Consider the following 13,411-nt stretch of genomic DNA (forward strand, 5'->3'; position numbering starts at 1 on the left):
CGCGGATGCCCCGTCGGGCGCCATCAAGAGGTTGCGAACCCCGACAAAGGTGCAGATCTGGCTGATCGCCAACATGATTCAAGATCATGGGGAACTGGTGGCGGCATTGTTCGAGAGGGCCCCGCCACCAGTTCCCCATGATCTTGAACGAGTAGCGGGATGGCTGACCATGGGCTGGCCTGCTGCGAGTCCCGTGGTGTGGGCGGCGCGTTGATCGACTGTGTGCTCGCCTATTTACCGCGGACGGTGTCGTGGCGCGTGGCCGATCGCACGCTGCTCAACTGCCTGCCCAGATAGCGCTGCGGCTCACTGGCTGACCGTGCGCTGGGATACCGCGGGCGCGGATGTCCCCGTTGGCAACAGTCGCACTCGCTCTCGGATTCGCACCCTTGGCGGGTGCCCCCCAGAGGCTGCAAATCCCGACAAAGGGTGCAGATTTGGCTGATCGTCAACATGATTCAAGATCATGGGGAACTGGTGGCGGCATTGTTCGAGAGGGCGCCGCCATCAGTTCCCCATGATCTTGAACGAATGGCGTGCTGGCTGAGCGGTGCGCCGGCCTGCTGCGAGTCCTGTGGTGTGGCGGCGCGTTGCTCGACCGTGTGCTGGCCTACTACTGGTGGGCATGGTGGCGCACTGGCTGACCATGTGCTGGTCTGCTGCGGGCGCGGATAATGAGGTGGCTCGCTGGGCTACCGCGTGCTGGCTTACTCGAGGGTGTGGTGGTGCGTTGATTTATCGTGCCGTTGATGCGTTGGATCGGTCGGTGTGGATCTTCGATCGGGTCTGTGAATGTTTGCCCGCCGACTTGGTGTGGGTCGGGGTGGCTCGGGCAGGATCTGTGCGGGGTGATGGTGGGTGGGGTGCGTGGGATCGGTGCATCGAACTGGTTCGTTGGGTGCGGGGAACACTTGGGGCTACCGTTCCTGAACGGTGTTCAAGTATGCTCCGGAGCTGTGACTACCGATCCGTTGAGTTGGTTGGATGAGCGGGCGGCCGCGCGGGTGGCCGCGGGGTTGCGTCGTGAACTGCGGCCGAGGGCGGCGCGGTCGCCGTCGATCGATCTGGCGTCCAATGACTATCTCGGGCTGGTTCGTCATCCTGAGGTGATCGACGGTGCGATCGAGGCAGTGCGGCATTGGGGGGCTGGATCGACCGGGTCGCGGCTCGTCACCGGTACCACTGCCGAACATGAGTTGTTGGAGACCGAGCTTGCCGAATTCGTCGGTGCGGAAGCGGGACTCGTGTTCGCCTCCGGCTATGCCGCGAACCTCGGTGCGGTCACCGCGCTGGCGGGGCGCGGGGCGTTGGTGGTCTCCGATGCGGGTAGTCATGCGTCACTTGTCGACGCGTGCAGGCTGTCTCGGGCTCGGGTGGAGGTCGCTCGGCACGGTGATGTCGACGCGGTCGACCGTCTGCTTGCCGAGCGGACCGAGGAGCGGGCGTTGGTGCTCACCGATTCGGTATTCAGCGCGGACGGTGATCTCGCGCCGCTCACCGAGTTGCATCGGGTCACCCGGGCGCGGGGCGCGGTACTGATCGTGGACGAGGCGCATGGGCTCGGGGTGCGCGGCGTGGGTGGGCGCGGGTTGGTGCACGAGGTCGGTCTGGCCGGGGAACCGGATCTGGTGATCACCGCGACGTTGTCGAAATCCTTTGCCGCGCAAGGTGGTGTGGTGCTGGCCGGTGAACGGGTACGTGCGCATCTGATCGATGCGGCACGCACGTTCATCTTCGATACCGGTCTTGCGCCCGCCGCCGTCGGTGCGGCCCGTGCGGCGCTGCGGGTGCTGCGTCGGGAACCCGAACTGGCCGGGCGGGTGCTGGAGCGGGCCACCGACATCGCGCGGATTGCCGGTGTGCCCGAGCCGGATTCGGCGGTGGTGTCCGTTGTGCTCGGTAAAGCGCAGGTTGCTTTCGATGCGGCGCAGGCATGCCGAGCTCGTGGGCTCGACGTCGGGTGCTTTCGGCCGCCGTCGGTGCCGGAGGGTACGTCGCGGCTGCGGCTGACCGCCCGCGCCAATCTCACCTCGATCGAACTCGATACCATCGCAACGGTTCTCGGTGAGGTGTTGGTCCAGGCTCGCGGATTGGATGTGGTGCGCGCGTGAGTATCGGAGGCGGTGCAAGTCCTCGAGCACATCGGTCGCGAAGAATAACGGGCACGATCGCGCTGATCGGCTCCCTGAGCTTGTCCTTGGTCGCCGCAACATTTGTGCTGGTGGTGGCCGCATGAGCGTTCTATTGATCGCCGGAACTTCCACGGACGTGGGCAAGACCGTAGTCACCGCGGCCATCGCCGCTGCCGCGCTGGCCGAAGGCCGGTCGGTGGCCGTCTGCAAACCGGGCCAAACCGGTGTTGCCCCAGGCGAACCCGGCGACCTCGCCGAGATCGAGCGCCTCAGCGGCGTCACTCGAACCCTCGAACTCGCGCGCTACCCGGACCCGCTGGCCCCCGACACCGCCGCCCGTCGCGCCGGCCTGCCCGAGCTGACGTTGGCCGAAACCGTAGCTGGCATAGACGCACTCGCCGACACCGACCTCACCCTGGTAGAGGGCGCGGGCGGCCTGCTGGTCCGACTCGGCGACTTCACCCTGCTCGACCTAGCCCAAAAGATCAATGCCCCCGTACTTCTGGTGACCGCAGCTGGCCTAGGCACCCTCAACCACACCGAATTGACCACCCGCACATTGCAATCAGCGGGCATACGATGCGCAGGCCTGGTAATCGGCTCCTGGCCCACCACCCCCGACCTCGCCGCCGAATGCAACCGCATCGACCTACCTCGCGTGACCGGCGTAGACCTAGTCGGCGTCATCCCCGAAGGCACCGGCTCCTGGGACCGCACCCCCTTCACCACCGCCGCCCCCACCTGGTTCACCCCCACCTGGTCCCCCCTCGGCTAATCGCTACGGCATCCCGCGCACGGTTTCACCCGCAGGCCAGCCGCCCCGCGCGGTGTTTCACCCCTGCGCACGAATCTGCTGGCAATTTCGCGCGTGGCGAGAGAATGGGTGTGTTGCACGTTCCTCGGTTGCGTCTGGCTGGTTCTCAGAATGCCGTGTTGCGCGTCGTTTCGCCGCGCACCGAATCTGCTGGCGAATCGTGCGTAGCTGGAGAAGTGTTGTGTTGCATGTGTTCTGGGTTGTGCGTGGATGGTGCGTCGACGAGGGTTGCGCTGCGCATTCATTTCGCACGTCGCGGACGGGTTTGCTGGCCAGAGGTGCCGCTCACGGTTTCACCCCGCGCGCACGAATCTGCTGGCGGATTCGTGCGCGGCGGCCGGATTGGTGCGCGGCGTGGCGGCGGCGCGGCGTTGGGGTCTGTGGATCGGCTTGCTGTGTCGGTGGGGGGATCTATCGTGGCTGGGTGACCACGACTCGGATTCGATGGCATGTGCGGGCGTCGCGGGCGACCGTGTATCGGCTGTTGCTGGATGCGGATGCGGTGCGGCGATGGATGGTGCCGACGGGGATGACCAGCGAGGTGCATGAGTTCGACGTGCGCGAAGGTGGGGCTTTCCGGATTTCGCTCACCTATGACGAGCCGACCGAGACAGGCAAGACCACTGCGCGGACCGACACCTTCCACGGGCATTTCGCGCGGCTCGTTCCGGACGAGCAGGTGGTGCAGATCGTCGAGTTCGAGACCGACGATCCGACCATTCGCGGCGAGCAGACCATCACCTACACCCTCACCGATGCGGACGGCGGCACCGATATCGACGCAGTGCACGACAACCTGCCCGCCGGTGTCCCGCCTGAAGACAACGACCTCGGCTGGCGCATGTCCCTCGCCAAGCTCGCCGCCCTCGCCGAAGCAGGCGTCATCCCCTAACGGCGGCCGCCCAGCGGCGCCGCCGCGCGCGGATCCTTCTCCAGCGCACGAATTCGCTGGCGAAAACGTCCGCAGTCTGTGACGCGGCGTATGGAGTGTCCCGCGCTGGGTGCGGGTGCCGCATTGCGTATTCCGTTGGGCCGCACACGGTTTCGTCTCTCGCGTGCGAGATCGGCAGATTCGTGCGCGGCTGGAGAGCGGTGCTCCGCGCGCGGATCAGCGGATGGTGTCGTCGGCGCGGGGCTGGATGGTGGAGGTGGGGACTAGGTTCCACTGTTCTAGTTGTTTGCGGATTTGTTCGGCGGCGTCGATGTTGAGGGGGCCGCTGGTCCACATGGCGTAGGGGAGGTTGAGGAAGCGGCCCTCGGTGACGGCGCGGAGCTGGTTGATGCCGGGCTTGGCGCGCAGTGCCTCGACCTTCTGGGCGAAGGTTTGTGGTGGGTAGTCGACGAACATGATGGCGTCGGGGTCGGCGGAGGCGAGGCGCTCCCAGGACACCCTGGTCCAGGTGTCCGGCACGTCGCTGAGCGCGTTGTGGCCGCCCGCGGCGTCCAGGATCGCTTGCGGCGCACCGAAACTGCCGCTGGACATGAGGGAATCGGTGGCGCTGTCGAACAGGAAGATGGTCGGCTTGCGCTCGGCCTGCGGTGCGCTGGTCAGCGCGGTGAGCCGCCGGTCAAGGTCGGCGGTGACCTCGGTGGCGCGATCGGTGCGGCCGGTGATGGCGCCGAGGTTGGTGAGGTCCTCGCGCAGCGCCGTCCACGGTTCGACGATGCCGCGCGGGCGTTCGCCATTGTGCTGGCGGCAGCTCTCGGTGAGGGTGTAGGCCGCGATCCCGGCCTTGCCCAACGAATCCGGGGTCAGGTTCTTGGCCTCGTCATACCCGTAGTTCCACCCCGCGACCATCACATCGGGCCCCTGTGCGAGCACGGTCTCCCGCGAAGGGTATTCCGGCGCAACAGATTTCAACTGATCGACAACCGGCCCGTAGTGCCTGCGCAACGTGTCCGCGTCCCGCTGCACACTCGACACCGCGGCCACCTGATCCTGCGCCCCGAGCGCGAGCGCCATCGAGATCATGTTCCCGTCATTGACGAACAACCGCTTCGCGGGCGCCGGAAACCGCACGTCCACATCGCAATTCCGGATCGTCAGATCCCCAGCGGCCGACTTCTGCGCACTACACCCCGCCACCGCCGCAGCTAGCGCAACCGCCACCAACACTCGCAAAGTGTGCTTCATACATTCGCCTCTCAAGGTAACCAACAGTTCGAGTAGTGCTCCGCCAACGGGACATGGTGGCGCCGAATCGCGAGTGAGCCCCGCCGTGATGTCCCGTTGGTGAGCGCGTCGGGCGGTGGAGGTGCCCAACGGGGATGTGGACGCGGCGGAACGTGAGGAGGTGCTGGATTGTCCCGTTGGTGAGCGCGCGGGGCCGGTGTTCGTGTGCCAACGGGATGTGGAGGCGGCGGATCGTGGGGAAGCGCTTGGGATTCCCGTTCGCGATGGCGCGCCGATGCTCGGCGTGGTCTTGCGGTCCGCCAACGGGACATGGTGGCGCCGAATCGCGAGTGAGCCCCGCCGTGATGTCCCGTTGGTGAGCGCGCCGGGCCGGTGGTGGTGTGCCAACGGGGTGTGCCGTGCGGTGGACTCGCGCGACGGGATATGTCTGATGGGGCGCTCGACGGTGTCTGGTCGGGTGACGTCCGCGGTTTGGCTGACTGGACTCATGCGGTGGACTCGCGGCGGGATCTGCCCGGGGCGGATCGGGAGGGGTGTCTCGGTCGGGTGTCGGCCGTGTTCCGGAGTCATGGGGCGGGCTCTCGTGGGGTGATGAGGAGGTGGGGGTCGCCGGTTTCGGGGTGGGGGACGCGGAGGGCGCGGACGCCGAAGACCGTGTCGACGACCTCGGGGGCGAGGGCGGTGGCGGGTGGGGCGAGGGGATAGGCGGTGCCGTTGTGTAGCACCAGGATTCGGTCGCAGTAGCGGTCGGCCAGGGCCAGGTCGTGCAGTGCCATGATGACGGTGCGGTTCAGGCCGCGGGCCAGCGTCAGGAGTTCGAGGCGGTGGGTGATGTCGAGGTGATTGGTCGGCTCGTCCAGGAGCAGGACGGGGGTGTTCTGCGCGAGTGCGCGTGCCAGCAGCACTCTTTGGCGTTCGCCGCCGGAGAGTCGATGGACCGGGCGGTCGGCGAATCCGGCCAGGTCGACCGTGGCCAACGCGTCCTGGACGACCTGCTGTTCATGCGGTGAACCGGCACCCCACGGCGGTAGGTAGGGCGTGAGTCCCAGTGCCACGACCTCGCCCGCGCGCAGGTCGGCGGGAGGCCGCTCGTCTTGCGCGACCATCGCTACCGTTCGCGCCCGCTGTCGCGACGACATCTCGTGCAGCACTTGACCATCCACGGTCACCTGCCCGCGCACCGGCCGCCGCACTCCGGCAAGTGTCTGCAGCAAGGTCGTCTTACCCGTGCCGTTCGGCCCGACGATCCCGATCGTCTCTCCGGCCTGGATCGCGAAGGTCACGTCGGCGACCACGGTCCGTCGCCCGGCGGCACACGCCAGCCCGTGTACCTCCAAAGCCGCAGCGCTACTCCGGTTTTCGGCCAAGTTAGCGGGCTGGTCGGCAGCACGGCCGTCGAGGTCTGACCTGCCGTTCATGATTCACCGAACCGATAGCGTCGTCGTCCCATCAGGATCAAGAACGCGGGCGCGCCGATGAGACCGGTCAGCACGCCGACCGGAATTTCGGTGGGGCGGACCACGATTCGGGTGACGGCGTCCGCGACGACGAGAAACAGCGCCCCGCAGAGGGCACATGCGGGCAGCAGGCGGCGGTGCCGAGGGCCGACAAGCAGGCGCGCGGCGTGCGGCACGACAAGCCCGACGAAGCCGATGCCGCCGGAAACCGCGACGAGCACCCCGACCAGCACCGCCAGAAGCGCGAACAGGGCGATGCGGAGTTCTTTGACGGGAACGCCGAGGGAGGCGGCGGTATCGGCGCCGACGGTCAGCGCGTCGAGCCAGCCGCTCGCGGTGAGCAGCGCGATACCGGCGAGCGCGACCACGCTCAGCGGCAACGCGATTCGCGTCCAGTCGGCCCCCGCGAGGCTGCCGAGTAGCCAGAACAGCACCGACTGGGCTGCGGCGGGGTCGGGGCGACGGAAGATCAGATAGCTGCTCAGCGCGGCGAACGCGGAGCCGAGCACGGTGCCGGTGAGTACCAACCGCAACGGGGTCAGTCCACCTTGCGCGACCGCGATCAGGAACACCAGCCCCGCCGCGATGAACGCGCCGACCAACGCCCCACCGGACAACGCCCACACACCGGCTCCGGCGAACAACCCGGAGGTGATGACCGCCGCCGCACCGACGCCCGCGCCCGAGGACACCCCGAGCAGGTACGGGTCGGCGAGCGGATTGCGCACCAGGGTCTGCATGGCCGCCCCGGCCAACGCCAGCCCCGCGCCGACGATCGCGGCGAGCACCGTGCGCGGCACCCGCAGCTGCCACACGATGGTGTCGAGGCCGAAGTCGGTGGGCGGCTGACCGGTGACGCGGTGTCGAAGCACCTCGAGCACCGAGGAGACCGGCAGGGTTTCCGCGCCGAAGCCGGTCGCGAGAATCATCGCGCAGATCAGCAGCGCCCCGAGGACGGGGAAGATGATCGCCGTGCGGGCACGGTTCATCGGTGGTGCTCCACAGGCAAGTCGCGGCCTCTCCAGAGTTGTCCGGCAGGGGAGGTCTGACTCTCGCCGGTGAGGGCGATCACAGTGGCGCGACCGTTCCGGGATTGCACCGGATTCTCGCACCCGCCAGGGATGACGGAAGAACTCTACCGGTCGGTCGGGTTCACACTTGCCGTCGGGTTGCGAGTGGAATGGCAGCAGTCCACACCCTTACCTACAGTGGGATAGATGTCGCCGTTCGAAGACCGGCACCCGTCCACTGTCACGGACTGGGACGACGCGCGACGCAAAGCCCGGCTACGGGACACCAGCCTGTGGCACGAGTGGAAGACGTTGCGCCGGACCAGGTCGGCAGTCCTGCGAGTGCTTGTACTGTTCGCCGCCGTACTGGTCGTCTTCGCCCAGTACCTCACCCACGACATAAAACCCGAACAAGCACGACTGGCCCGCACCGAGCCCGCGATCCTGCCCGTCGCCGCCCCGGCCGATCCCAAGAACTGGGACACCGTCGTGGTGGACATGGTCGGTCTCGGCGGCCTCGATGCCAGCGCGACCGCCGCCGCGCTGCCCGCGCTGCGCGGGATGGGCGTGGTGTGGGCCATCCGCTACGACAACGAAGGTATCGACACCAAGGTGATCGCCGACCTGATCGTGCGCGCCGCCGAGCTGTCCGGGCTGAAGAACATCGTGCTGGTCGGGCACAGCATGGGCGGGGTGATCGCGCTGGAGGTCGCCAAGCACATCCACCTCGACAGCGACCGCCGCGTGGTCGGTGTGATCCTGGACTGCACCCCGGTCGACCTGAACGCGGTGCGCCCGGAGAGCCGCGGCGCGGGCGAGGACATGGTGCGCTGGATGCGCTGGCTGCCCGGCGCGCGCGAGAGCCGCCTGCTGCGGCTCGCGGTCGAAACCTACGCGCGCCGAGACCGTTTCGTGTATGACGGCGGTGGTGGCGTGCCGCCCGGTATCCGCTTCGCTCAGCTGCACGAGGTGCTCGACGAGGTGCTGCGGGAGAAGATCTTCTCGCGCGACGCGGCGAGCAACGGCCTGATCGAGGCGCAGTTCACCGCGATCGTCGCGGGCGGTGCGACCGGCGATCTGCGGGCGCTGGCCGCCCCGGCGGACGGAAAGCCGCGTCCCGCCATCGTTTTCATCCGTCCGCGCAATCCGGACAACGATCAGGTGGTCGACGTCGAGTACTCGCATCGGGTGCTGATCGAACAGTCCGGCGGCGTGGACGGCACACTGTCGGTGGTGCTGGCGCGAAACACCGGGCACGCCAACCCGATGCAGCGGCCGGTCGAATACAACACGTTCATCGAACAGCAGATCGTGCCGTTCATTCAGCGCTACCAGGCGCAGGTCCGGGGGACTCCGGTCGTGGCGGCACCGCGCTGATGAGGTGACGGGCACCGCGTTGATGAGGTGACGGGCACCGCGCTGAGCAGTTGGAACCAGCCTGAGACAAACGGTGTTCCGGCCAGTTTTGTCTTGTTTGAATCCGTACATGTATCGACCACGCACGTTTTTGTTCGGCCGCCATGGCCGCACTACCGCCGCATTGCTCGCCGTGGCGACCGTTGCGACCCTCGGACTCACCGGCTGCGCGAACAACGACAAGCCGGTCGGTCCCGTCGCCGCGGACACGCCACTGCCCGTTGAAGTTCCAGCTGGAACCAAGTTGGTCGTCGCCGATCAATCCGAGCGCCTGCAGCAGGGGCTCCGGATTTCCGGCGAGCTGGACAAGCTGCCGTTCAAGGTCGAGTTCGCCAACTTCACCGGCGGCCCGGCCATTCTCGAAGCCTTCCGCGCGCAAGCCGCCGACGTCGCGCAGGTCGGCGATGTCCCGCCGATCCACGCGCTGATCGCCGGGCAGGACGTGCCGATCGTGGCCGCCTACCAAACCAGCACCACCGCACTGAAACTCGCGGTGGCACCCGGTAAATCGATTGCCACGCTGGCCGATCTGAAGGGCAAGAAGATCGCCTACGCGGAGGGCACCGCGCAGCAGGCCGCGGTGTTGCGCGCGTTGGACAAGGCCGGTCTGAAACCCGGTGACGTGCAACTGGTCCGGCTGCAGCTGGCGGAGTTCCTCGACGCGGTGCGCACCGGTCAGGTCGATGTCGCCCCGCTGATCGAGCCGAATGTCACACGGCTGCTGCGGACTCCGGGTGCCTCGGTGATCCCGGACTCGCAGACCGAGGGTATCTACGGTGGTCTCGGCTACCTGTATGCCCGCCGCGCGGTGGTGCAGGATCCGGCCAAGGCAGCCGCGACCCGCGCCCTGGTCGCCGCCTTCGTGCGGTCGAACCAGTGGGTCAACACCCATCAGGAGGAGTGGGCGCGCAAGTACTACGTGGACAACCAGAAGGTCAGTCCCGAGGACGCCAAGCGCATCGTGGACTCGCTCGGCACCTTCACTTTCCCGCACCTGGATCAGCAGCTCATCGACCGGCAGCAGGCCACCATCGACGCCATCGACAAGGCGGGTGAGCTGCCGAAGAAGGTGCAGGCGGCCAAGGGATTCGACCTGCGCTACGACGCCGCGATCACCGAGGCGGTCACCGCAAGCGGTGCCGCGTTCGCACCGAAGGAACGTTGATGGCCACACTGGACGCCGGAGTATGGAACAGGCTCGGACGCAGCACCGCACCGGCGCGAGAGTTGGCCAAGCGCAAGCCAACTCGGCCAAGGCTCGGACCGGGACGACCGATTCCGTTCGGTGCCGCCATCGGGCCGATGCTGTTGATCGCCGCCTGGGTGCTCGGCTCCGCCTCCGGCACACTGGACCCGGAGACGCTGCCCGCGCCGTGGACGGTGGCCGCGACCGCCGGTGACCTGATTTCCGACGGCAGGCTGCAATCCAACCTGCTCACCTCGGTGCAGCGGGCCGGTATCGGCCTGGCCATCGGTGTGCTGATCGGCCTGGTCCTCGCGCTCGTCGCTGGCTTGAGCCGGATCGGTGAAGCGCTGGTGGACGGCCCGATTCAGATCAAGCGCGCGATTCCGACGCTTGCGTTGATCCCGCTGTTCATCGTGTGGTTCGGCATCGGCGAGCAGATGAAGCTGCTCGTCATCACCACGAGCGTGGCGATCCCGATCTATCTGAATACCCACGCCTATTTGCGCAGCGTCGACGCCAGGTACGTGGAACTCGCACAGACGGTCGGCCTTTCGCGCTGGGGTTTCATCCGCCGGATCGCGCTGCCCGGTTCGCTGCCCGGGTTCTTCACCGGACTTCGGCTCGCGGTCACCATCGCCTGGCTGGCCTTGGTCGTAGTGGAACAGGTCAACGCCACCAGCGGCATCGGCTACCTGATGACGCAGGCCCGCACCTACGGGCAGATCGACGTGATCGTGGTCGGGCTCGTGATCTACGGCCTGCTCGGGCTTTTCGGCGATCTCGCCGTGCGCGCGGTGGAAAGGAGGGCGCTGTCATGGCGACAGACATTGGGGGACTGAATGTCGTCCGGACGCGCGAACTGCGTCGCGGGTTCGGCGAACGAGTCGTGTTGCGCGACATAGACCTCGACATCGCGCGCGGGGAATTCGTTGCCCTGCTGGGTCGTAGCGGCTCGGGCAAGAGCACGCTGCTGCGGGCGTTGGCGGAACTGGACTATGACGTGCCCGGCTCGGGCGAACTGACGGTTCCCGCCGAACGTGCCGTGGTGTTCCAGGATTCGCGGCTGCTGCCGTGGGTTCGGGTGCTCGACAATGTGATCCTGGGATTGAGCGGGCACGGCGCCGCCGAGCGCGGTCGTGCCGCCCTCGCCGAGGTAGGCCTGGCTGGTCGCGAAAAGGCGTGGCCCAGAGAGCTTTCCGGCGGCGAACAGCAGCGCGTCGCACTGGCGCGTTCACTGGTGCGTGAGCCGGAACTGCTGCTTGCCGACGAGCCGTTCGGCGCGCTCGACGCGCTCACCCGGATCAAGATGCACGCACTGCTGCAAGACCTGTGCGCCAAGCATCGACCCGCCGTCCTGCTGGTCACCCACGATGTCGACGAGGCAGTGCTGCTCGCCGACCGCGTCCTCGTGCTCGATGCGGGGCGCATCGCCGTCGACCAGCGCATCGACCTGGAACGTCCACGCACGCACAGCGATCCGGCCTTCATCCGCCATCGGTCCCTGTTGCTCGCCAGCCTCGGCGTCGGTTCCACCGGCCTGCCGAGCCACCACGAAGAAGAGAAGCAAGCCTCATGAGTACTCCGCGTCAGCTCAGCCTCAACGCGTTCATCTACCCGTCCGGTCACCACGAGGCCGCCTGGCGGCATCCCGACAGCCAGCCGGGCCGGATCTATGACGTCGACTACTACCAGGAGATCGGCCGCACCGCCGAGGCGGCGAAACTCGACGCGGTGTTCTTCGCCGACGGGCCCGCGTTGCGCACCAACGTCAAGTACAACGCGGGCTCCGGCCTCGAGCCGATCACCCTGCTCACCGCCATCGCCACGGCGACAACGCATCTCGGGCTGATCGCCACCGCCTCCACCACCTACTACGAGCCCTACAACCTGGCTCGGTTGTTCTCCACGCTTGACCACATCTCCCGTGGCCGGGCGGGCTGGAACATTGTCACCACCGGAACCGACCTGGCGGCCGCCAACTTCGGGCTCGACAAGCACCCCGACCACGCCGAACGGTACGCGCGAGCAAGGGAATTCGTGGACGCGGTGGTCGCGCTGTGGAACAGCTGGGAGGACGACGCCATCCTGCTCGACCAGGCGGGCGGGTTGTACGCCGACCCGGACAAGATCCATCCGATCGACTTCGTCGGCGAACACCTCAGGGTGCGTGGACCTTTCAACGCGCCGCGCACGCCGCAGGGGTATCCGGTGCTCGTGCAGGCTGGCGCGTCCAACGAAGGGCGTTCGTTCGCAGGCAAATACGCCGAGGCGATCTTCACCGCGCATCAGCGGCTCGAGGATGCGCAGAAGTTCTACGCCGACATCAAAGCGCAGGCACAGGGTTTCGGCCGCAACCCGGAGCACGTCAAGATCCTGCCAGGTATCAGCCCGTTCATCGGCGACACCGAGGAAGCGGCCAAGCGGCTGGAACGCGAGTTCAACGAGCTCACCGTGCCGGAATACGGTCTGACGCAACTGGAGAACATCGTCGGCAAGAGTCTGCGTCACCTGCCGCTCGACGAGGCGGTGCCGGTCGATCTGTTCGACGACGCGGGTGACGTCACCGACAATGCGCGCAGCCGCCTGCAGGTCGTCGCCGGAATCGTGCAGCGAGAGCGGCCGACGGTGCGCGGGCTGCTGCACAAGCTGGCCGGTGCGCGCGGGCACCGGGTGTTCGCCGGAACACCCGAGCAGGTTGCCGACACCATCGAGGAGTGGTTCCGCAATGGCGCCGCGGACGGTTTCAATGTGATGCCGCCGTACTACCCGGGCGGACTGGAGGTGTTCGCTCAGACCGTCGTGCCGATCCTGCAGGAGCGCGGCCTGTTCCGCACCGAATACACCGGCACGACGCTGCGTGACCACTTCGGCCTGCCGCGTCCGGAGGGGTAGGGCGGCCCGCCATCCGGTCCTGGCCCAGTGCGGATTGCGCCGAAAGTGACTGTCTCACACTGATTCACCGCTGGTCTGCGCCCGGGTGAGTGCGGGAGTCGGCGCGGAACACCCGTTCGGCTCCGGCCGCTCACTTGGACGGTGGCCGCGCCGATGGCCGTCTACGCCATGCGATCCGGTGCGGGGCACCAATGCACGCGCTGCGGACACTCGACCGCGGGGCTGGCCGGGCGTCCTCGTCGCCGCGCACCTTCTAGGTTCCCGCGCACGGAATCGCGTGCGATTCTGTGTGCGCCGCGTCGGGAGGTGCGCGCCGCGTCGGGAGGTGCGCGCCGCGTCGGGAGGTGCGCGCCGCGTCGGGAGGTGTGCG

The 13,411-nt window shown here is 67.5% G+C and carries 12 protein-coding genes and 1 riboswitch; of the genes, 9 read left to right on the forward strand and 3 right to left on the reverse strand.

Going from position 1 to position 13,411, the window contains the following annotated elements; all coding sequences use genetic code 11:
• Nucleotides 1-159 precede the first annotated feature (159 nt).
• The 4 genes from OG203_RS39730 (at nt 160) to OG203_RS39745 (ending at nt 3,838) form a co-directional block, all read left to right on the forward strand.
• Nucleotides 160-297 carry a hypothetical protein gene (locus OG203_RS39730; RefSeq protein ID WP_405162338.1) on the forward strand — a complete coding sequence of 46 codons (138 nt, stop codon included), beginning with the start codon at nt 160-162 and terminating at the stop codon, nt 295-297.
• Between the two features lie 659 nt (nt 298-956).
• Complete coding sequence (locus tag OG203_RS39735; RefSeq protein WP_405162339.1) at nt 957-2,111, forward strand: 8-amino-7-oxononanoate synthase; 1,155 nt, start codon at nt 957-959, stop codon at nt 2,109-2,111.
• A 121-nt stretch (nt 2,112-2,232) separates the two neighbouring features.
• Entirely contained in the window at nt 2,233-2,907 is a 675-nt protein-coding gene (gene bioD, locus OG203_RS39740) for a dethiobiotin synthase (protein WP_405162340.1), read from the forward strand.
• A 463-nt stretch (nt 2,908-3,370) separates the two neighbouring features.
• Nucleotides 3,371-3,838, forward strand: a complete 468-nt coding sequence (locus tag OG203_RS39745) for an SRPBCC family protein (protein WP_405162341.1) — start codon at nt 3,371-3,373, stop codon at nt 3,836-3,838.
• Nucleotides 3,839-4,054: 216 nt separating this feature from the next.
• Here the strand turns inward: OG203_RS39745 and OG203_RS39750 are convergent, their stop codons facing one another.
• The 3 genes from OG203_RS39750 to OG203_RS39760 all read right to left on the reverse strand — a co-directional run bounded on the left by OG203_RS39750 (nt 4,055) and on the right by OG203_RS39760 (nt 7,526).
• Nucleotides 4,055-5,080 (reverse strand): ABC transporter substrate-binding protein, encoded by a 1,026-nt coding sequence (locus OG203_RS39750; RefSeq protein WP_405162342.1) that lies wholly within the window; start codon nt 5,078-5,080, stop codon nt 4,055-4,057.
• A 566-nt stretch (nt 5,081-5,646) separates the two neighbouring features.
• Entirely contained in the window at nt 5,647-6,498 is an 852-nt protein-coding gene (locus tag OG203_RS39755; protein ID WP_405162343.1) for an ABC transporter ATP-binding protein, read from the reverse strand.
• Nucleotides 6,495-7,526, reverse strand: a complete 1,032-nt coding sequence (locus OG203_RS39760; RefSeq protein WP_405162344.1) for a FecCD family ABC transporter permease — start codon at nt 7,524-7,526, stop codon at nt 6,495-6,497. Before OG203_RS39760 ends, OG203_RS39755 begins: the two co-directional genes overlap by 4 nt.
• Before the next feature lie 55 nt (nt 7,527-7,581).
• A riboswitch (cobalamin riboswitch) is annotated at nt 7,582-7,640 on the reverse strand.
• Nucleotides 7,641-7,754: 114 nt separating this feature from the next.
• Between OG203_RS39760 and OG203_RS39765 the strand changes: the two genes are divergently transcribed.
• The 5 genes from OG203_RS39765 to OG203_RS39785 all read left to right on the forward strand — a co-directional run bounded on the left by OG203_RS39765 (nt 7,755) and on the right by OG203_RS39785 (nt 13,041).
• On the forward strand, nt 7,755-8,924 hold the full coding sequence (locus OG203_RS39765; RefSeq protein WP_405162345.1) for an alpha/beta fold hydrolase: 1,170 nt from the start codon (nt 7,755-7,757) through the stop codon (nt 8,922-8,924).
• A 109-nt stretch (nt 8,925-9,033) separates the two neighbouring features.
• Nucleotides 9,034-10,128 (forward strand): ABC transporter substrate-binding protein, encoded by a 1,095-nt coding sequence (locus OG203_RS39770; RefSeq protein ID WP_405162346.1) that lies wholly within the window; start codon nt 9,034-9,036, stop codon nt 10,126-10,128.
• Nucleotides 10,128-10,988: an ABC transporter permease gene (locus OG203_RS39775; RefSeq protein ID WP_405162347.1), complete on the forward strand. Its 861-nt coding sequence runs from the start codon at nt 10,128-10,130 to the stop codon at nt 10,986-10,988. The genes OG203_RS39770 and OG203_RS39775 overlap by 1 nt, the downstream gene beginning before the upstream one ends.
• A complete protein-coding gene (locus tag OG203_RS39780) occupies nt 10,964-11,725 on the forward strand; it encodes an ABC transporter ATP-binding protein (protein ID WP_405162348.1) in 762 nt (253 codons plus the stop codon). The genes OG203_RS39775 and OG203_RS39780 overlap by 25 nt, the downstream gene beginning before the upstream one ends.
• On the forward strand, nt 11,722-13,041 hold the full coding sequence (locus OG203_RS39785; RefSeq protein ID WP_405162349.1) for an LLM class flavin-dependent oxidoreductase: 1,320 nt from the start codon (nt 11,722-11,724) through the stop codon (nt 13,039-13,041). Before OG203_RS39780 ends, OG203_RS39785 begins: the two co-directional genes overlap by 4 nt.
• The last annotated feature ends 370 nt before the right edge of the window (nt 13,042-13,411 follow it).

This window comes from Nocardia sp. NBC_01499, assembly GCF_045040275.1.
Lineage (GTDB): Bacteria > Actinomycetota > Actinomycetes > Mycobacteriales > Mycobacteriaceae > Nocardia.